The sequence below is a fragment of the Streptomyces sp. NPDC039609 genome, from assembly GCF_055596705.1.
Genome location: NZ_JBVIUJ010000027.1, coordinates 1 through 17,238, shown reverse-complemented (window position 1 = coordinate 17,238; position 17,238 = coordinate 1). Strand labels below are relative to the sequence as shown.

25 protein-coding genes are annotated in these 17,238 nt (G+C 66.4%); 22 read left to right on the top strand and 3 right to left on the bottom strand.

The annotated features are described in order from the left end of the window. A partial coding sequence (locus ACZ561_RS39810; protein ID WP_471005004.1) for a GntR family transcriptional regulator occupies positions 1–192 on the bottom strand: 192 nt, incomplete at its 3' end. Between the two features lie 78 nt (positions 193–270). Here ACZ561_RS39810 and ACZ561_RS39805 point away from each other — a divergent pair. From ACZ561_RS39805 to ACZ561_RS39750, 12 genes are all read left to right on the top strand, one after another. Continuing rightward, on the top strand, positions 271–549 hold the full coding sequence (locus ACZ561_RS39805; RefSeq protein ID WP_471005008.1) for a hypothetical protein: 279 nt from the start codon (positions 271–273) through the stop codon (positions 547–549). 12 nt (positions 550–561) lie between these two features. Then, positions 562–807, top strand: a complete 246-nt coding sequence (locus ACZ561_RS39800) for a hypothetical protein (protein ID WP_471005002.1) — start codon at positions 562–564, stop codon at positions 805–807. A 175-nt stretch (positions 808–982) separates the two neighbouring features. Further along, positions 983–1,207, top strand: coding sequence for a hypothetical protein (locus ACZ561_RS39795; protein ID WP_471005000.1), 225 nt, complete (start codon positions 983–985; stop codon positions 1,205–1,207). A gap of 8 nt (positions 1,208–1,215) precedes the next feature. After that, the gene (locus ACZ561_RS39790; protein ID WP_471004998.1) at positions 1,216–1,911 is read left to right on the top strand and encodes a GntR family transcriptional regulator; all 696 of its coding nucleotides are present in this window, start codon (positions 1,216–1,218) and stop codon (positions 1,909–1,911) included. Further along, positions 1,908–2,252, top strand: a complete 345-nt coding sequence (locus tag ACZ561_RS39785; protein ID WP_471004996.1) for a hypothetical protein — start codon at positions 1,908–1,910, stop codon at positions 2,250–2,252. Before ACZ561_RS39790 ends, ACZ561_RS39785 begins: the two co-directional genes overlap by 4 nt. A 539-nt stretch (positions 2,253–2,791) precedes the next feature. Next, entirely contained in the window at positions 2,792–3,604 is an 813-nt protein-coding gene (locus ACZ561_RS39780) for a hypothetical protein (protein ID WP_471004994.1), read from the top strand. Positions 3,605–4,030: 426 nt separating this feature from the next. Beyond that, positions 4,031–4,663: a hypothetical protein gene (locus ACZ561_RS39775; protein WP_471004992.1), complete on the top strand. Its 633-nt coding sequence runs from the start codon at positions 4,031–4,033 to the stop codon at positions 4,661–4,663. Between the two features lie 35 nt (positions 4,664–4,698). Beyond that, entirely contained in the window at positions 4,699–5,790 is a 1,092-nt protein-coding gene (locus ACZ561_RS39770) for a helix-turn-helix domain-containing protein (protein WP_471004990.1), read from the top strand. A gap of 70 nt (positions 5,791–5,860) precedes the next feature. Continuing rightward, positions 5,861–6,349, top strand: a complete 489-nt coding sequence (locus ACZ561_RS39765) for a hypothetical protein (protein ID WP_471004988.1) — start codon at positions 5,861–5,863, stop codon at positions 6,347–6,349. 160 nt (positions 6,350–6,509) lie between these two features. Next, positions 6,510–7,442, top strand: a complete 933-nt coding sequence (locus ACZ561_RS39760; protein ID WP_471004986.1) for a serine/threonine-protein kinase — start codon at positions 6,510–6,512, stop codon at positions 7,440–7,442. A 686-nt stretch (positions 7,443–8,128) separates the two neighbouring features. Continuing rightward, positions 8,129–8,551: a hypothetical protein gene (locus ACZ561_RS39755; RefSeq protein WP_471004984.1), complete on the top strand. Its 423-nt coding sequence runs from the start codon at positions 8,129–8,131 to the stop codon at positions 8,549–8,551. Further along, positions 8,548–8,925 carry a hypothetical protein gene (locus tag ACZ561_RS39750; RefSeq protein ID WP_471004982.1) on the top strand — a complete coding sequence of 126 codons (378 nt, stop codon included), beginning with the start codon at positions 8,548–8,550 and terminating at the stop codon, positions 8,923–8,925. Before ACZ561_RS39755 ends, ACZ561_RS39750 begins: the two co-directional genes overlap by 4 nt. A gap of 362 nt (positions 8,926–9,287) precedes the next feature. On the opposite strand, the gene ACZ561_RS39745 is transcribed toward ACZ561_RS39750, so the two are convergent. Both ACZ561_RS39745 and ACZ561_RS39740 read right to left on the bottom strand, forming a co-directional pair. Further along, complete coding sequence (locus ACZ561_RS39745) at positions 9,288–9,764, bottom strand: hypothetical protein (RefSeq protein WP_471004980.1); 477 nt, start codon at positions 9,762–9,764, stop codon at positions 9,288–9,290. Between the two features lie 12 nt (positions 9,765–9,776). Next, positions 9,777–10,247, bottom strand: coding sequence for an NUDIX hydrolase (locus ACZ561_RS39740; RefSeq protein ID WP_471004978.1), 471 nt, complete (start codon positions 10,245–10,247; stop codon positions 9,777–9,779). A gap of 18 nt (positions 10,248–10,265) precedes the next feature. On the opposite strand from ACZ561_RS39740, the gene ACZ561_RS39735 reads away from it, so the two are divergent. From ACZ561_RS39735 to ACZ561_RS39690, 10 genes are all read left to right on the top strand, one after another. Next, on the top strand, positions 10,266–11,045 hold the full coding sequence (locus ACZ561_RS39735) for a GntR family transcriptional regulator (RefSeq protein WP_471004976.1): 780 nt from the start codon (positions 10,266–10,268) through the stop codon (positions 11,043–11,045). A 138-nt stretch (positions 11,046–11,183) separates the two neighbouring features. Beyond that, entirely contained in the window at positions 11,184–11,540 is a 357-nt protein-coding gene (locus ACZ561_RS39730) for an SCO3933 family regulatory protein (protein ID WP_471004974.1), read from the top strand. A 2-nt stretch (positions 11,541–11,542) separates the two neighbouring features. Further along, a complete protein-coding gene (locus ACZ561_RS39725) occupies positions 11,543–12,889 on the top strand; it encodes an FtsK/SpoIIIE domain-containing protein (RefSeq protein WP_471004972.1) in 1,347 nt (448 codons plus the stop codon). An 85-nt stretch (positions 12,890–12,974) separates the two neighbouring features. Then, complete coding sequence (locus ACZ561_RS39720; protein ID WP_471004970.1) at positions 12,975–13,601, top strand: DUF2637 domain-containing protein; 627 nt, start codon at positions 12,975–12,977, stop codon at positions 13,599–13,601. A 17-nt stretch (positions 13,602–13,618) separates the two neighbouring features. Further along, positions 13,619–13,813 carry a mobile element transfer protein gene (locus tag ACZ561_RS39715; protein WP_150504141.1) on the top strand — a complete coding sequence of 65 codons (195 nt, stop codon included), beginning with the start codon at positions 13,619–13,621 and terminating at the stop codon, positions 13,811–13,813. A gap of 13 nt (positions 13,814–13,826) precedes the next feature. Further along, positions 13,827–13,985 carry a hypothetical protein gene (locus ACZ561_RS39710; protein WP_471004968.1) on the top strand — a complete coding sequence of 53 codons (159 nt, stop codon included), beginning with the start codon at positions 13,827–13,829 and terminating at the stop codon, positions 13,983–13,985. Between the two features lie 26 nt (positions 13,986–14,011). Next, a complete protein-coding gene (locus tag ACZ561_RS39705; protein ID WP_471004966.1) occupies positions 14,012–14,317 on the top strand; it encodes a SpdD-like protein in 306 nt (101 codons plus the stop codon). A gap of 89 nt (positions 14,318–14,406) precedes the next feature. Then, positions 14,407–15,789: a replication initiator protein RepSA gene (repSA, locus tag ACZ561_RS39700; protein ID WP_471004964.1), complete on the top strand. Its 1,383-nt coding sequence runs from the start codon at positions 14,407–14,409 to the stop codon at positions 15,787–15,789. Further along, positions 15,786–15,974: a helix-turn-helix domain-containing protein gene (locus ACZ561_RS39695; RefSeq protein WP_389172950.1), complete on the top strand. Its 189-nt coding sequence runs from the start codon at positions 15,786–15,788 to the stop codon at positions 15,972–15,974. The genes repSA and ACZ561_RS39695 overlap by 4 nt, the downstream gene beginning before the upstream one ends. Beyond that, entirely contained in the window at positions 15,974–17,125 is a 1,152-nt protein-coding gene (locus ACZ561_RS39690) for a tyrosine-type recombinase/integrase (RefSeq protein ID WP_471004962.1), read from the top strand. The genes ACZ561_RS39695 and ACZ561_RS39690 overlap by 1 nt, the downstream gene beginning before the upstream one ends. Positions 17,126–17,238: the final 113 nt, after the last annotated feature.

The following is a 17,238-nucleotide window of genomic DNA, read 5'->3' as shown; positions in this document are numbered from 1 at the left end:
CCCGGCCCGCCCCTCCAACACGCCCTGAGAGATCAGGAGCTCCTGTGCGCGGCGAACAACGTTCTCGCCCACGCCGCACTCCTGGCCGATCTGGGCGCGGGAAGGCAGCCGGTCTCCGGGCGTCCACTCGTGCTCCGCGATCCGCCGCCGCAGTTCGTCGGCGATACGGAGATAAGGCGGCTGCTCAGGCATATGGAAAATCTAGTCCACTAGCTCTAACCTAGTTAACTAGCTTCACTCAAAGTGATCGCCGGTGACGGAGGCTTTCCTGTGCCTGCTCCAGAAGTAAGCGCGGAGGCCATCGCCGCCCGGTTATCCGCCGTCGGGCTCGCCACACGAGTGGAAGAGCACACCAGACACACGTGGATCGAAGCGGAGGTACCGGCATCCCTCCCCGCTGAGACATGGCGGGAGGTCCTGGAAGTCGTGGCGCAGGCAGACCGGTTCGGACTCCTCGCCACCAGCCTGGGCGGCCGCACCCTATGGGCCGCCGTACACAAAGTGGTCCCCGCGACGGGCGATGTCCGGGGACCTGGCCGTCAGCGATAGGAGCTGATCAGCATGTTCAACCGTATCCGCCGCGCCGTATCGCGCACCAGGGAGCGGTACTTCCGAAAGGCCCGCTACCGGGCCCCATTAACACCCGCCAGCCCCACCGTCGCCGACTGGCCGACGCTGTCGTTGAGGCAACTCCGGGACCGCACGGAGTTCCTTCCGGGTGAGGAGACCGCCCTCGTTCGCCCGTACGTACTGGCAGTCGAGGAACTCCTCGCCTGCACCTGCTTCAAGCCGGCGGAGGCCCACTGATGCCGCACACGAAGGCCACCCCCTACCGATCGACCTCGTGCCGGATCGGCACGCACCACGAGTGCGCGCACTCGTCCCCGGTGACGGCGCCGGTCGGCGTTCCCGTGGTCTACGAGACATGCGCCTGCTCGTGCCACGTGCCGGCCGCAGCGGCCACGTCTACGGAGTCGGTCTCATGAAGTCCTGGACTCCGAGCGGTGCGATGGCCGCGCCTGTCGAGATCACCTCGACCAACGTGCAGCGCGGCGACGTCATCCAGATCGGCGGCCAACCCTGCCGAGTGGCCGACCTCTTCCAACTGCCGCGCGGCGCCAAACGCCTCCTCTTCGAGTCGGGCGAACTGCTGACCATCCACCCCCGAACCCGACTCGTCGCCGTGCGGGTCCTCAGAAGGTGGTGATCCAACCCGTGCCGTCGCTCCGCCACACCATCGCCGACGACCTCCGGACCCAGATCACCACGAGCCTTCTCAAGCCCGGCGAACGCCTTCCCTCGGAGCCCCAGCTCGCCACGCGCTACAAGGTCAGCACGGCGACGCTGCGCAACGCCCTCGCGCTCCTCCAGGCCGAGGGCCTGATCGAGAAGGTCCACGGCAAGGGCAACTTCGTCCGCCGCCTCCGCCGAAGACTCACGTACGAGGGAGGCGCCCTCACCCCCATCGTTCCGACTCTTCATGTCACGGTCCGCACGACCCAACTCCGGGCCCAAGGGGCGCTGAGCACCCTGCTGAAGGTGCCGTCGCGAGCCCTGCTGACCGAATACCACTGCGTCAGCCACGTAGGGGAGTCGCCACACAGCCTGGCCCGCATCTACGTCCCCCGAGACCTGGCGCCGGCCGAATCGCCGTGCCGCTGGCCCAGGCCAGCAGAACTCGGACCCCGGCTCGCGGAGACCTGCGAGAAGGTCAGCGCCCGCCTCCCTACCCCGGAGGAAGCCTCAACCCTCCGGATCAACTCAGCGCTGGCAGTCCTCGCGATCACGCGCGTATCTGCCGACACCACAGGCCGCGTGGTCGAGGCCGCCCTCCTAGTCCTCCCAGGCGACCGCACCGATGCACGCTTCACCACCCACCACACGACCGAAGAGAGGAAGTCCGAGGGATGACGCCCCACAGCGAACTGCGCCTCCTCCCGTGGTCAGGCCCTGACGGCAAGCCCTGCTACCTGAGCACTGACAACAGCTGCAGCTACCTGTCCCGCTTGGCTGACAACACCGAAGCGATCCAACTCGACCTGGCGGCCGCCCTCGTGGCACACGCGCTGGAAGCCCTCAACGACGATGGGGCCGACCCGGATGAACTTCGACGCCTGACAGCGGACCTGGCGGATGCCCTCAAGGACGCGCTCCGCGTAGCGATAAGCCGTGGCCATCGCCTGCCAGCAACGGACTTCAGCACTCGCGGAGGCAAGGAAGGCCCACGGCTACCGGCAGCAGCCTTCGGCTAGCCGTTAATGAGTACGAAGGAGCGGTGGGCTTGAAGGCGGGCCGGAGGGACTCCATGTCCGTAGGCCCGCCTTCGGCTTGTCTGTACCTCGCCGCCACGGGGCTTACTCAGTCAAGAACTTCCTGAGGGTGAACCCCAGGGTGGCCACACCGATGAAGGTGGCACCCCCTGCCCCAAGCAAGGCGTACGCGGGTGCTTCCACCGTCCAGAGAGCGGCGGTGCTCAGCATGGCGGCAACGAGCGCACTGAGCATGATGACCGCCGCCCAGAGGCCCCGGAGCGATGAGTCGTGGTTGGACAATCCGTATCAATCCCCTCATCAGTGGAATCGCGGCAGCGTTCAGGCGGGCTGCTGGGCGATCTCCTGCTTGACTGATGACGATGCTGGCAGGAAGAAAACAGCAGGTCAAAAGGGGTGAATGCCGATTGTGAAGGAGACATCCGGCGTTAGCAGAGGAGGCATATTCCTTTGTGCTGCAGGAGTGAGACGCTCTTGCTGTAGTCTCCCGACCGCTGTGGCGGAATCTATTAGAAGGTCCAGTGAACCCCCTGGTACCCCTGGTATCCCCATATCCCGGTTTCTCCTGCAGGAAGGTAAAAGACGTGCCGATTGGTGAACGCCGGTCTGAGGCGCTCGGCTACCTGCGGGGGGCAGCAGACAAGGCGAAGCGGCGGGGACACATCCCGTTCCCGCCGGCGTTCGCCATAGCTCCTGAGGGCGACGGATCAGCTCCGCCCCTTGCCCGGCTCATCCAAGGGGGGCGCGGGGGCATGGTGCGCCTCCGGCTTTACATGTGCATCACCATGATGGCCACTCAAGAGCCCTTTGACTTGCGGAAACCTCCAGGTCCGAACGGTTGGACGCAGATGCTTGCGCTCGATCCGAAGACGGGGCCGCGGCGAGTGGCCAGCAACTTGAAGTGGCTGGCGGACAACAGGTTCATCGAACTTGAGCCGCAGTGGGGGCGGCCCTCGGCGATCACGCTGTTGAGTGCCGCCGGTGATGGAGGGGGGTACACGCAGCCGAGAGATGAGGGTCGGTACGTTGGCATGCCGGTCGAGTTTTGGACGCGCGGCTGGCTCCTGCAGCTGTCGCCGACTGCAACGGCCCTACTGTTTGTCCTCCGGGAAGCTCTCGGAGGGCATCTGGAGCCGCAGTACATCCCCACGACCAGGCGTCAGCGCTACGCTCTGTCACCGGACACGTGGACCAAGGGCCGCAAAGAGCTGGAAGCTCAAGGGCTGTTGACCGTTCAGCGGGAGCCGCAGGGCAACTTCTACGACTTCACGCGGCTGAGGAACGCCTATCAGCTCATCCTGGAGCGGTTGGATGACTCGCCTTCCTGGACTTGATGGGCGCGGCGATCACGTCTATCGCAGGTCTGTGGCGATCAGCGCGTAGCAACGGCAGGGCGGGACCCGGTGGGACTGGTGCCCACTCTCGAGGCAGCATCTGCCTTGGTCGGGCCAGGACTCCCACTGGCTGAAGGCAAATGCTCCTGGCAGGACTTGAACCTGCGCACACGGCGCCGGAGGCCCATGGGTCTGAGGTCCATCCTGCCAACGAGTAGACCGCAACGCCGCGACGCTTAGCGCTGCTTGCCGCCCATGCGGTTGACCCACCACGTAAGTAGCCGTGCTTCGCCGCCGGGTGGGTGTGTCTCGGACCAGGAGTCAAGTGACAAAGTCGAACTGACATGCGAGTATGTCGCTGGTTTCAAAAATCCCACCTCGGGTGAGGTAGGATTTTTGAAACCTACGGTTCGGTTGGAGGGGCTCGTGCGGAACCTGGAGCGCAGTCAGCAGCGGCTTGGGCAGTTAGATGTGTCCATTGAGACATTCCATGCCTCGTTGGAGCAGGCAATCTCTGATGTGCGGGGCTGTACCGACTTCGACGCCCCGATGATGCGCGGCGTCATGTTCTGGAGCCGGACAAATCGGTACATGGCCGAGTTGCTGGATCCGAAGGGATGGGTACGCACATCCCGGGACAACATCCTGCGGATGATCCACCCGACGGGGAGTCACGCGATCACGGCGATCAGCGGGGCCGGGTGCGTGGGCAACGTGCGGATGCCTGTGCGGTCGAAGAACCCGAAGGGGCCGGTTATGGCTCGACTGGTTGAGAAGAACGGCCAGTTGATGTTCATGTCTCGTGACGAGGTCCTGTTCGGGCGGGAGCTGGAGGACATTCCGACCTGGTTCCTGCTGTATCAGTGGCGTGATGGAGTGCTTTCGGCCGAGCTGTCGCTGCCGGTCAGGATGACCGGCAAGTTCGTTGACGAGTGGCTGGAGCGCATCCCGCTGTCACTGCCGAACCTCGGCGACCCGGGCGCCGACGTCAGCTTGCTGGACGAGCCGGACGGCGACGAGAGCGGTCCGCAGGTCGAGGTGGAGCTACTCGGGGGCTGACGGACAGGTGCGAGTGCGAGTGGGAGCTGCGGAGAGTGTTTACCCCTGAACGACTGGTGCTTGCGCGTAAGCGCAGGCGGATGACGCTGGCGGATCTTGCGGGGAAGTCAGGTGTCTCAGCGCAGAGCATCACGGCGTTCGAAAACGGTCGCAGAGTGCCCACTGAGGAGACGCTCTCCCAGCTCTCCGATGCGCTCGGCTACCCACTCGCCTTCTTCTCCAGCCCGCGCCCAGCCGAGCTCCAACTGGACCAAGTGAGCTTCAGGGCACCGACGAAGATGACGGCTATGGAGCGTGACAGTGCCCTGGGGTCGGGTGCGCTGGCGATGGACCTGAACTCCTGGCTAAGGGAAAGGTTCCGCCTACCCAAGGCGAATCTGCCTACCTATCCCGGCGAGGAGCCCGAGGTTGCGGCGGAGCGACTGCGGGCGGCCTGGGGGCTAGGGGAGGCTCCGGCGCCGAACATGGTCCATCTACTGGAGGCCAACGGTGTCAGAGTGTTCTCGCTGCCTTCGGATTGCCTGGCCATAGATGCCTTCTCTGTCACCGAGTCGGACATCCCCTTCGTCTTCCTCAATACCCGCAAGACTGGCGAGCGGGGTCGCTTCGACGCGGCTCATGAACTCGGGCACCTGATCCTCCACTGCGAGCACCGAGTTCCTCGCGGACGTGATTCCGAGGGTGAGGCCAACGACTTCGCTTCCGCGTTCCTCATGCCCAGGGCCGGCATCTTGGCGCAGCAGCTTCATGGGGCAACCGTCGATCGCATCATCAGCGCCAAGCGTCGGTGGGGTGTCTCGGCGATGGCTCTTGCCTACCGACTACGGAAGCTGGAGTTGCTGTCGGAGTGGCGGTACACGCAGACAGCCAAGGAGCTGACCAAGCGCGGCTACCGCACCGGCGAACCCGGCTCCCAGCTCGGGCGCGAGAGTAGCCAGCTCCTAGCCAAGGTCTTCGAAGCTTTGCGTAGCGCCCGAGGCATCACGCCCGCCGACATCGCCCACCAACTCTTCATCCCGCAGACAGAGTTGAACGATTTTGTGTTCGGCCTCGTCCCTGTCGGTGTGGAGGGGGGGTGTCAGGCCACCGCCCCTGTTAGGCCTGGCCTGCGTCTTGTCCGTAGTTGAACCGCTACTACTTCCTGGCACGATTCACCTTTTCGCTCGACCTTGCCGTCCCGCCCGAAAGCAGTGGTACGTGAAAGTCCTCGGCATCGCCGTAAACTCCGGCGCACTCCACTACGGCGCCCTCCAGCAGAGCCCAGAAATCCGCCTGGTGCCCGGAGCGCCGGAGCGTCTCGGGCCGGCAGAGGGCCTAAACGGCTATGAACGGACGGGAGATACTTACCGCCGTATCTACCAGGACATTCACGTCCTCGCCCCGGACCTCGTCGTGCTCGTCGCCACCCGCAAGTACAACAACTGGTCCTACCGGCAGGCCGCCGACCGCGCGTCCATGGTCACCCTCGCTCAACTGGCCTGCCATGAAGATGGCATTCGCTGTGAGGAATGGACGACCGAGAAGATCGGCAAGCTGGTGGGTGTCACCGCCGCCTCGCTCAGCAGCGTCCCTCTGGAACGGATCGGCGCCGCCGCCCGACCCAAGTACTGGAACCCGGGCCGCGGGGACGCTTTTGCTGCTGCGCTCGCTGCCCTTAACGATTCCGCCCCCGACGACAACCAGTGACCCCGGATCCCGAGCGACGGAGAATTCAGCGATGAGAGAGCGTGGGAGACGGCTGGTCCTGGACTACGAGTGCCTCCATAGCATGCCCATCGGGGTCCACGAAGTACATGTGTGGTGGGATTCAGTCCTTAATAACTGGCTAGTTGGCAAGCGTGTCGACTTGTCGGAATTTCAGGATGCCGATGGTCTGATCGAACCCAGCCTCATGGAGATGATCAAGCATCCTAATATCGTGGACGTGCGTGCCGTGGCTGGCGTCCCTGACTACCCCCAGCCCATGCGCGTGGTCGAGATCCTCATGCCGTACTTCGAGAGGGGAAGCATCACTGACGCTCTCGAGCGTGGGGAGACATTCGCCCCCACCAAGGCGCTACGCATCGTCCAGGCGGCGCTTCAGGGGCTGACGGAGATGCACGAGCACCACGGCATCCTGCATCGCGACATCAAGAGCCCCAACCTGTTCCTTACCGACGACGCCGACCTCGTTAAGATTGGTGATCTTGGTGTCGCCGGCGCCATGGACGATTCTGGGGCCACGCCCGCCGTCCAGGTAGCGCACATGTACTCCCCGCCAGAAATCATGGTCGGCCCTCATATCACCCGCGCGGCGGATCTCTACTCCCTGGGGCTAGTCCTGATCGAACTCCTTGCGGGGAAGTTCGACTATGCCTCCTACACCAAGACTGAGGTCGTCGACGCCTTGCAGGAGGGACTCCCACCGCTGCGTGAGAGTGACCGCCGGCTTCCGGTATGGGTCTGCCGCCGTCTGCGACAGCTGATCTTTAAAGCCACCCACCCCGACCCCACTCAGCGTTTTGCCAGCGCCCGCGACATGAGTGTCGCCCTTGCTGGCATCAAGATCGCTGACTGGAGTGAGGTCGATGCCAACGTTTGGCAGGCTCCCCACCTTCGCCGGGATGAGTCTTGGAGGGTCACGGCGATTTCCGCGAAGGAGGGAGGGATCGAATTGGCCACGTTCCGGCGTAAGTCCGCCTCTTGGCGGCGTGTTGGTGACGCAGCCGTGGTGCCAGCTGTTGACCACTCTCAGGCGCGCGCCTACTTCGAGTCGGTGAACAAGCGGGCCGTCAACTGATCAATTGCTTTGGTTACGACGTCCTGGTCAGCGGAGGCCAATGAGGTCAGAGCCAGAGACTCCTTCGCGGCCTCGGGCGTCACCGTGAACCGTGCTTCCCGACCGGTCCCATCCGGTTCGAGAACTCCGCTCCGGGCGAGCTCCCAGACCTCGCTGCGGATGCGCCGGGCGTCGATTCTGCCGTCAGCGACTAGTGGGGTCAGTAGCGCTCGCCATTCCTCATGGCCGGCGCCAACGGAACACTCCCACAACTGCTCCACGAGCACTTCCGCTGCCCACGCGTGCCGAGGCAGGGATCGATCGGGCAGACGGGCGATGCACAGAGCGAGCAAGGCCCCACAAGTGTTCATCGCTTCCATGCCACCTCCTGGCCGTCAGCTCAGTCCACCAGCCCCTCGGCGTCAGGGTGCCGGACTGCAGGTTGGGAAGCAAGGATGCAGTCCGCTCGGATTGTACATGCGTTCGAATCTATTGGGGTCTGTGGGCCCTGAGTGCCCCCCGATCCTGATCGATCAAGGCTATGACCTGCGGTTTTTCTGCCGTTGGTTGGCGGCATGGTCGTAGTTCATCGACCTTCGGTGGCCCCGAAGCGGCCCGAATCGGAGCCGTTGAGGGCGCCTGGTCACGAGTGGCAGTGCGCTACGGCCGATGGCAGTCTGAGCACGAGGTTGTGAAAGGAGTGGAGCATGTCAACATGCGGACGCATTGCTACCACCCTTGACATCGAAATGCTCGGCAAGCCACTTTTGACACACGAGAACGTCGAGTCCTGGCCTGATCGGCCGGGGGGAGAGGTCGCCGAAGAGCTGGGTGGCCGATGCCTTCTCAGGTACGTCCGTAGGCATCAGGTAGGGCAGTATGCAACTGGGGCTGACGTCAAGCAATGGACGACGCCTACGGCTTATACGCCTGAAGAGGCGGTTGGATGGTTGGCGTTGCCCAAGCCCCTTAATCCGCCGCTGCATGTGCTGTTCATCAATCCCGCTCGAGTGCTGTGGCTAAGGGGCCCCGGTCGGGTGAAGCTTGGTGGGGGCATCGAGTACCTGCTGCCGTACGGCTTTCCGGTGGATGCCTTGGTTGAGCCAGGATGGGAGATCGATATCAAGTGACGTCGAAGGAGCTCCAAGACTGGATCGCTGCCGTTACGGGCGAGGTCGCCACCTTCGCTGTGGATGGGTTCGCCCTGAGCGAGGACGGTGTGGACAGGCACGGTACGTTCGAGTGGACGCTTCGGCGCATCGAAGGCGGCCTTGCTCGCTATGTGGTTATTGCGCTCGATGCTCCTGGGAGTGACGAAACAGAAGCCGAGGTGTGGGCAGGTGCCAACGATGCTCTGCACTTCACCCGCAGGCTCATCCATGCCGATGAAAACTTCGACCCGTGGAATGTGAGCGCGTTGGAGTATCACGTAAAGCACGGCAAGGCTTTGGCTGAGCGTCTCACAGCAGCTGACCTTGAGCAGTCGTACCCGGCGGTCCATTGAGGTGAGGGCTTCTAACGGAGCACCGCGGTCGGTGGAGCGGCTTTGGGCGGGAGCTGCTTTGGGGCGAGTGATCATGGCCCCGTAAGCTTCCGGCGCGTCGGGCAGTCTGTGGACCTGCCCGGTAAAGCACGACGTTGGGGCCATGATCTTAGAGGCTCGCCCCAAAGTGGCTGCCTAAAGCCGTGGAGCCGACCGCCCCAGCCACAGAGGGGTTCACCACCCATCAACCCGAGCTGTCAGGCGTGCGGCCGGCGGCCGGGCTGGAGCGGGGCGTAGACAGGAGCGCAGGCCCGGGCGACGGGCCGCGCGCGCCGCGCTGTGCGCGGCGGGTGCCTTGATGAAGTAGGGAAACTCTTACCGCGCTAGTACCGCGACGTTGCGTGGAGCTCGGCGTTCGCGGCAATGCACTGGGACAGGTCGTCCAAGGTGCACTCGATCTTGGTGCCCGCGATCGGATCGAAGTCTGTGATCTCTGGTGCTGTTGCACGGTAGTTGGAGGGCTCGATGCCCCAAGCCTCTACCAGGCTCCATCCTGCGTGCACCTCTGCGTTGCGCCCGTCCGTGGACGTCACCCGGAGCCATGCTGTGCACTGGTCTGAGAAGTCGTAGGGCAGGTAGGCCGTCCCAGCGGTGCCCTTCAGCTCGTCGACTTGGTCCTTCCACTGCTCCAGCAGGCGAGCGAGGCTCGCCCCGAGGCGTCGTGAGGCCGTGGGGGACCCGTCGATCACGAGGTAGTACGAATCGCAGTTGTGGCGGTACGCCCCGAGCTGCAACCTGAGGTCGCTGTGGTCGCCTTTCTTGGCCAGGCGCTCGAAACGGAGCGGGACCGAAGTCGTCACCCGTCCTCCTCCTCAGAGAGAGCTGTCGGCCAGGCGCTGGCCGTCGTGGCTGCGGACGTGGGGGCCTGCGTCGTCCAGGGCGTCCAGGAGGCGGATCGCGTAGACCTCTGTCATGCGGTCGGAGATCTCGTTCGGGGTGAGCCACTCGACCGCGGTCGATTCTGTGGAGGTTCGCTCCTCGCCGCCGGACGGCTTGCAGCGGAAGACCAACGCCACGATGCCTCGGGTCGTGTTCTTGTAGACGCCGGTCAGTTCTTCGACCTCTACGCGGATGCCCGTCTCTTCCCAGACCTCTCGGGCAACGCCCTCTTCGGGGGCCTCCGTGAGTTCTAGGACTCCGCCCGGGAGTTCCCAGGTGCCGTTGTCCGCTCGGCGGATCGCCAGGAGGCGGCCGTCTTCGCGTACGACTGCGCCCGCGACGGACACGGAGTGCAGTGGCGTTGACGTCGTCTCTCGGGCGCTGTTACTCATGTACAGGAGCATAGGAGAGTGAGAAGGACTATGGGAACGACCGCAGGAGGTGGGAGGGCCGTACCTCGGTACGTCCAGATCGCCGAGGAGATCGTGCAGCAGATCAAGGCCGGCGTTCTTAAGCCCGGGGACCTGGTGCCGAGCGAGTCTGAGCTCGTCGAGCGGTACGGCGTCGCAGGCGGGACGATTCGTAAGGCGATGGTCGAGGTTCGTGCGAGCGGTCTCGTTGAGACGCGACACGGTAAGGGCTCGATCGTGAAGGACCGGCCGCCCGTGCGGCTGCGGTCCTCGGATCGGTTCCGGGCCTCGCATCGTCGGGGCGGGAAGGCTGCCTACCTCGCCGAGTCTGCCCAGTCCGGTGCCACCGCCAAGGTGAGTGTCCTCTACATCGGGCCGATGGAGGCATCGGAGGACATCGCCGAGCGGCTGGGCGTCGACGCCGGTACGCAGGTGCTCGCGCGGCGGCGTCTGTACTTCCGTAACGGCGTTCCCGTTGAGACCGCCTCCTCGTACCTGCCTTGGGACGTGGTCAAGGACATCCCTGAGTTGTTCTCCGAGAACCCTGGGCCTGGTGGCATCTACGCCCGCCTGGAGGATGACGGGCACGTCTTCGCCGAGTTCGTGGAGACGTTGCAGGCACGGCCGGCTGCGAAGGCCGAAGCCTCCGAACTCGCCCTGAGTCCTGGGGCTCCCGTCGTTCACCTGCTGCGGAACGCCGTCACCAAGACCGGTCGCGTGGTCGAGGTCTGCGACACCCTCATGGCCGCTGACCAGTTCGTCTTCGAGTATCGGATCCCTGCCGCTGACTGACGCTCGCTCAACTCTCCTCAACCCGCCAGGACTTCTTCGTCCGGGCGGGTTGACTCATGTATAGGAGTGAGGCACTCTTCTTCATGTCACTCATATACATGAGTGACGGAGTTCAGCACTTCTAGAGGAGTGATCTCTGTGCGTCAGATCCCCGTCGACACCTCCGCGGCCTCCGTGATGGTCGCCCAGCCCCCGCAGCCCAAGGTGAAGGACCGTCGCACCGGCGAGCGCGCGACGGACGCCGAGACCGGCGCCGCGCTGTCGACCGTGGGCGTGATGTTCGCGGCGAATGGCGAGGTGGAGATCCTGACCGTGACCGTCCCGGAGACTGGGGTCTCCGCCGAACTGGTCATGGGTACCCCGGTCGCGGTCACGGGCCTGGTCGCCCGGCCGTGGGAGAACGAGTTCAACGGCCAGCGTCGGCACGGCATCGCCTTTCGGGCTGTCGCGGTGACCTCGCTGGTCGGCAGTGCGTCGAACTCGAAGGCTGCCTGATCATGCGGTGGTTGGCCGTTTCCGGTGTGGTGGTCGTCGCCCTCGCAGTTCTTCTGCGGTGGCGGCGGCCCGCCTGGTACTGGGTGACCTTCGGCGTCACGCTCGCCACCGTCAGGGTCCTGGTCCGGTACAGGTCAGTCATGGATGCCTGCGGGCTGACCGTCCCTCCGCCTCGCTGGCGTCTGGCCATCGCCCGGATGGCCAACCGGCCTGCGCCTGAGCCGCGCGCACCTCGCGTCCTGAGGCTCCGGCCCACCCGGACCGGCCTCGTCTTAAGACTGGGGCTCCGCCCCGGACAGGACGCCTTCGCCGTCGCGGCCTCGTGCGACCGGCTCCGGCACTCGTTCGGCATGTACGGAGTCACCTCGCGGGAGATTCGCTCCGGCGTGGTCGAACTGCGGATGACTGGTTACGACGTGCTCAAGCTGGTCCGTCTGCCGGCCAACGTGAAGCGCACGACCATGCGGATTCCGGTCGCACTACGAGAGGACGGAGCCGTCCACTACCGCGACTACCGCACCTCTCCGCACGCCCTCACGATCGGAGCTACGAAATCCGGGAAGTCCGTCTACCAGCGCAACCTCGTTGCTGAACTCGCCGCTCAGAAAGTGGCCTTGGTGGGGATCGACTGCAAGCAAGGAGTCGAGCTGTTCCCCCTGGCCCGCCGCTTCTCCGCCCTCGCCGATAACCCCGACGCCGCCGCCGACCTCCTCGACGCGCTGATCGCACACATGGAAGGGGTCTACCAGCTGATACGGACCGAGCAGCGCATCACCGCCGACACCCCGGACGCCGAGATCGCCGCCGACATCTGGGACCTGCCCGACCACCTGCGGCCGGTGCCCATCGTGGTCCTGGTTGATGAGGTCGCCGAACTCGCCCTGTTCGCCACCAAGGACGAGGAGAAGCGCCGAGACCGGGTCATCACCGCCCTCGCCCGGCTCGCCCAGCTAGGCCGCGCCGCCGGCATCTACCTCGAAATCTGCGGGCAGCGCTTCGGCTCTGAACTCGGCAAGGGCATCACGATGCTCCGCGCCCAGCTCAGCGTCCGCACCGCCCACCGCGTCAACGACGAGACCAGCGCCAACATGGCCTTCGGAGACGTCGCTCCGGATGCTGTCCTCGCTACCGTCCAGATCCCTATCGAGTCTCCCGGCCTCGCGATCACCGGCGACGCCTCCGGCGGATGGTCCCGCATCCGTACTCCGCACATCTCGCTGCGCACGGCCGTCAACGCCTGCAACAGGTACGCGCATCTGGCCCCGGACCTGCCTGGCCTCGCCGACTTCCGGCCCGACGTCGAGCCAGCGGAGTCCCTCGCCAAGATCCCGGCCCCGGCGACGGCCTGATCCCGCCCAACCTCCGGTCGGCGTGACCGCATCGCGCCACGTCCCTACCCCGCCATGCCCAAAACGCCTGCAAGGAGGTGATCGCATGACCAGCAAGCTCCGCGTCGACGCCGTGCTGGTCCAAGCCCTGATCGCCGGTGCGCTGTCCTTCGCCCACCTGCACGACCTGGCCGCCGCTGCCGGACAGACCGGATGGAAGGCATGGGCCTACCCCGTCTCCGTCGACCTGCTCCTGGTCGCCGCCTGGCGCCGGCTCCGCGCGGACGGCTCTTCCCGGCTGGCCTGGTGCTGGTTTCTGGTCTCCTTGTTCGCCTCGCTCGGCGCGAACGTCGCCACCGCCGGATTCCTCGACCTCGCCCATCCGCCCGCCTGGTTGCGCTTCGGCGTCGCCGGATGGCCCGCGGTCGCGTTCCTCGGTGGCACGCTCCTCGCCCACTCCCCGGCCCCGACAGTCGAGCCGAGCCCAGAGCCCGCCGAACCGGAGTACGTCTCGGAACCTGACGCTGTTGCTGAGCCCGAGTCCGAACCCGACCAGCCGGTGCGCGAGATCGCATCCGCCATCACCGTCCCGGCCGCGCTGGTCGAGCACGCCCGCAAGGTCGCCGCCGAACATCGCGCCCGTACCGGCCACCCAATCGACACCGACACCCTGCGCGCCCGGCTCGGCGTCCCCGCACCCATGGCTGACGCCATCGCCGCCCAACTCGCTTGATCAGAACGGAGAACGCCATGTCCCCTCGCGACCACTTCCACTCCGTGATGCGGATCGGACCCGTGCAGATCGGCACCCATCGCGACCGCCACGGCCGCACCAAGTACGCCGCCGTCTGCACCGCCGACCGCTGCGGCTGGTCCTCCGACTACTCCAGCTCCTCCGCCGCCCAGCTCGCGGCCCGCACCCACCGCTGCCGCATCTCCGACTGAACGGAATCCGCTCGTGGACGTCCCGCTCTGGCTCGCCCTGGTCGTCGTCGGCGTTCTCGGCATCAAGCTGATCCGCCCGCCCTGGTGGCTCGTCGCCGTGATCCTCCTGGGCGGCTTCCTCCTCGCCGACAGCCTGCTGGCCCCTGTCATCGACACCGCCATCTCCAAGTGACCTGACCTGGAAGGGAGAACCACCTCATGCTCCGACCGAAGATCCCGACCATGCCGATGCCGACCGGCATCACCACGCCGCCCGCCGTCGTCCAGTCGACCGCGATCCAGACCGTGCAGCAGTCTCCGGCCCCGGTCGTTCCGGCCCGGCCCGTCGTCCGGATCACCCCCGGTACTGCGCTCGCCCTCGTCGGCGCCGGCACCGCCGTGGTCCTGGTCGTCGGCACCGTCCTGGTCTCGATGCTCCTTGCGACCGCCGTCACCGCTGCCTCGGTCGCCGTCTGCGCCGTCGTCGTCCGCTCGCTGATCGCGTCCTCGACCAAGCGCCGCTGACCGGCCCCCGGGCGGCCTCGATACCGCCAAGCATCCGCCGCCCGGGAGCCGTACCCCTTGCCGATCTCTCACCGGAAGGAACTCCCATCATGGATCAGCGCACCGTCGCCACTGCGGCGGGCCTGGACCCGGCCACCTTGAACGACGTCCTCCGGGTGGCCGCTGCCCCCGACTTCGACCGCTGGAAGGATCAGGTACACCGCACCGGCGGTTGCTCCGATCCCGTCCACCTGACCGGCTGGTCACTCGCCAAGGACCGCACGTCCGGTGAGACCCTGCGCCGCTACTCCACCGACGCCGAGCCCGGCGGACGCCTCCGCGTCGCCTGCGGAAACCGCCGTGCCTCCCGCTGCCCCTCCTGCGCGCACACGTACGCCGGGGACACCTACCACTTGATCCGCGCGGGCCTGGCCGGCGACGAGTCCAAAGACATCCCCGCGACCGTCCGCGATCACCCCCGGGTGTTCGCCACCCTCACCGCCCCGTCCTTCGGGCCCGTGCACAACCGGCCCGACCGTGGCGGCTGCCGCTGCGGCACCCACCACCAGGAAGGTGATCCCCTCCTCGGCGCCGCGCTCGACCCCGAGTCGTACGACTATGCGGGGGCCGTCCTGTTCAACAACCACGCCGGGCAGCTCTGGCAGCGCTTCACCAACCGCCTGCGCCGTGAGCTCGCCGCCCGTGCCGGGCTCACTCAGCGTGCGATGAAGGACGTGCTACGAGTCTCGTACGGGAAGGTCGCCGAGTTCCAGAAGCGCGGCGCGATCCACTTCCACGCCGTGATCCGCCTCGACGGACCGGACGGCCCCGGCACCACCCCACCGTCCTGGGCCACCGCGGGGTTACTCGACGACGCGATCCGCGCAGCCGCCGTCCACGCCTACACGACCATCACCGTCCCCGCCGCCGGGGGACAGCCGCGCCGGGGGTTCCAGTGGGGTCGACAGCTCGACATCCGCCCGGTCAAGGCGTTCGGCGACGGTTCCGACATCACCGAACAGGCCGTCGCCGCCTACGTCGCCAAGTACGCCACGAAGGCAGCCGAGACCACCGGCAGCCTCGACCGCCGCATCGGCAACCGCGAAGTGCTCGACCTCCTGGACGTGCCCGAGCACCCACGCCGCCTCATCGAAGCCTGCCTCGACCTCGCCCCGCTCTACCCGGACCGCAAGCTCGCTGCCTGGGCGCACATGCTTGGCTTCCGCGGCCACTTCTCCACCAAGTCCCGGCGCTACTCGACCACCCTCGGCGTCCTCCGCCAGATTCGTGCCGACTACCGCGCTGCGCAGGAAGACGACGGCGCCGACCCGGACACCGTGCTCGTCCTCGCTTCCTGGGAGTACGCCGGCCACGGACACACCCCCGGTGAAGCCGCCCTGGCCACGTCCATCGCCCGTGACATCCAGCTCAACCGCGAAACCGCCCGCGAAGCCCTACGCGACCAACTCGCCCTGGAAGGAGCCGCAGCATGACCACCGCCACCGCCGAACTGCTCACCGTGCCCGAGGTCATGGCGCGGCTCAAGCTCGGGCGCTCGACCGTCTACGACCTCATCCGCTCGCGCCGCCTCACCTCGATCACCATCGGCCGCGCCCGCCGCGTTCCGGCCGACGCCGTACGGGACTTCATCGTCCGCGAGATCGGGGAGGCCGCCTGATGGCCACCCAGCGCAAGCGCAACCCCAACGGCGCCGGCACCATCACCCAGCGGAAGGACGGCCGCTTCCAGGCCGCTGTCTACGTCCTCCAGCCGGACGGCACCCGCGCCAGGAAGTTTGCGTACGGCCAGACCTGGGCCGAGTGCGACGCCAAGCGCCGAGGGCTCCTCGACAAGGCCGCCAACGGCATCCCTGTGCCGACCCGGTCGGCGAAGCTCTCCGAGTGGCTGCCGTACTGGCTCGACAACGTCATCAAGCCGCGTCGCAAGCTCAGCACGTACGACAAGTACGAGGCGCACGTCCGTCTGTACCTCGTCCCGATGGTCGGCTCCAAGCGACTTGAGTCTCTCGGCGTCGCCGACGTCCGGCGCTTCCTCGTGCAGGTGGAGAAGAAGACCACCGCCGCGACGGCCAAGGAGTCGCACCGGGTCCTGCGTACGGCCCTCACCGCCGCCTGCCGCGAGGAGCTCATCACGCGCAACGTGGCCACCCTCGTCGAGCCGCCCCGGGCTAAGGCGCGGGAACTCAGCCCCTGGTCGCTGGATGAGACCCTCGACTTCCTCGCCGCTGCCCGCCGGGACCCGCTGTACGCGGCCTTCGTTCTCGCCATCGCAATGGGCCTCCGTCGGGGCGAACTCGTCGGTCTCCGCTGGGCGGACGTGGACCTGGACCACCGTGTCCTCTACGTCCGCCAGCAGACCCAGCGCCGTCGCGGCGTCCTGTACGACGATGATCCCAAGGGCCGTCGCCGGCGTGCAGTGCCGCTGCCCGCCATGTGCATCGCACCCCTCCGCTGGCACCGGATGCGGCAGAACGATCAGCGGGCCAAGTCAGGGGATAAGTGGCAGGAGGGCGGCTACGTCTTCACCACGAGCACGGGGCGCCCGGTCGAGCCGCGCAACGTCTACCGCTCCTTCACCCGCGTCGCCGCCTCCGCCGGCCTCCGTGTCATCCGGCTGCACGACGCCCGACACGGCTGCGCCACCCTCCTCACCGCCGCCGGCGTCGCGCCCCGCGTCGTGATGGAGATCCTCGGTCACAGCCAGATCAGCATCACCATGGACGTCTACACGCACGTCGTCCAGGACACCCAGCGCGAGGCGATCAGCCACATGGACCGGCTGCTCAAGAGGCGGCCCAGCCGTGAGTGACCACCGCCGTTGATGTCAGAAGTAGATGTCAAAGGCCACCTACCAAGATCGGTAGGTGGCCTTTTCCCTTGTGCCCCCGGCAGGATTCGAACCTGCGACACCCGCTTTAGGAG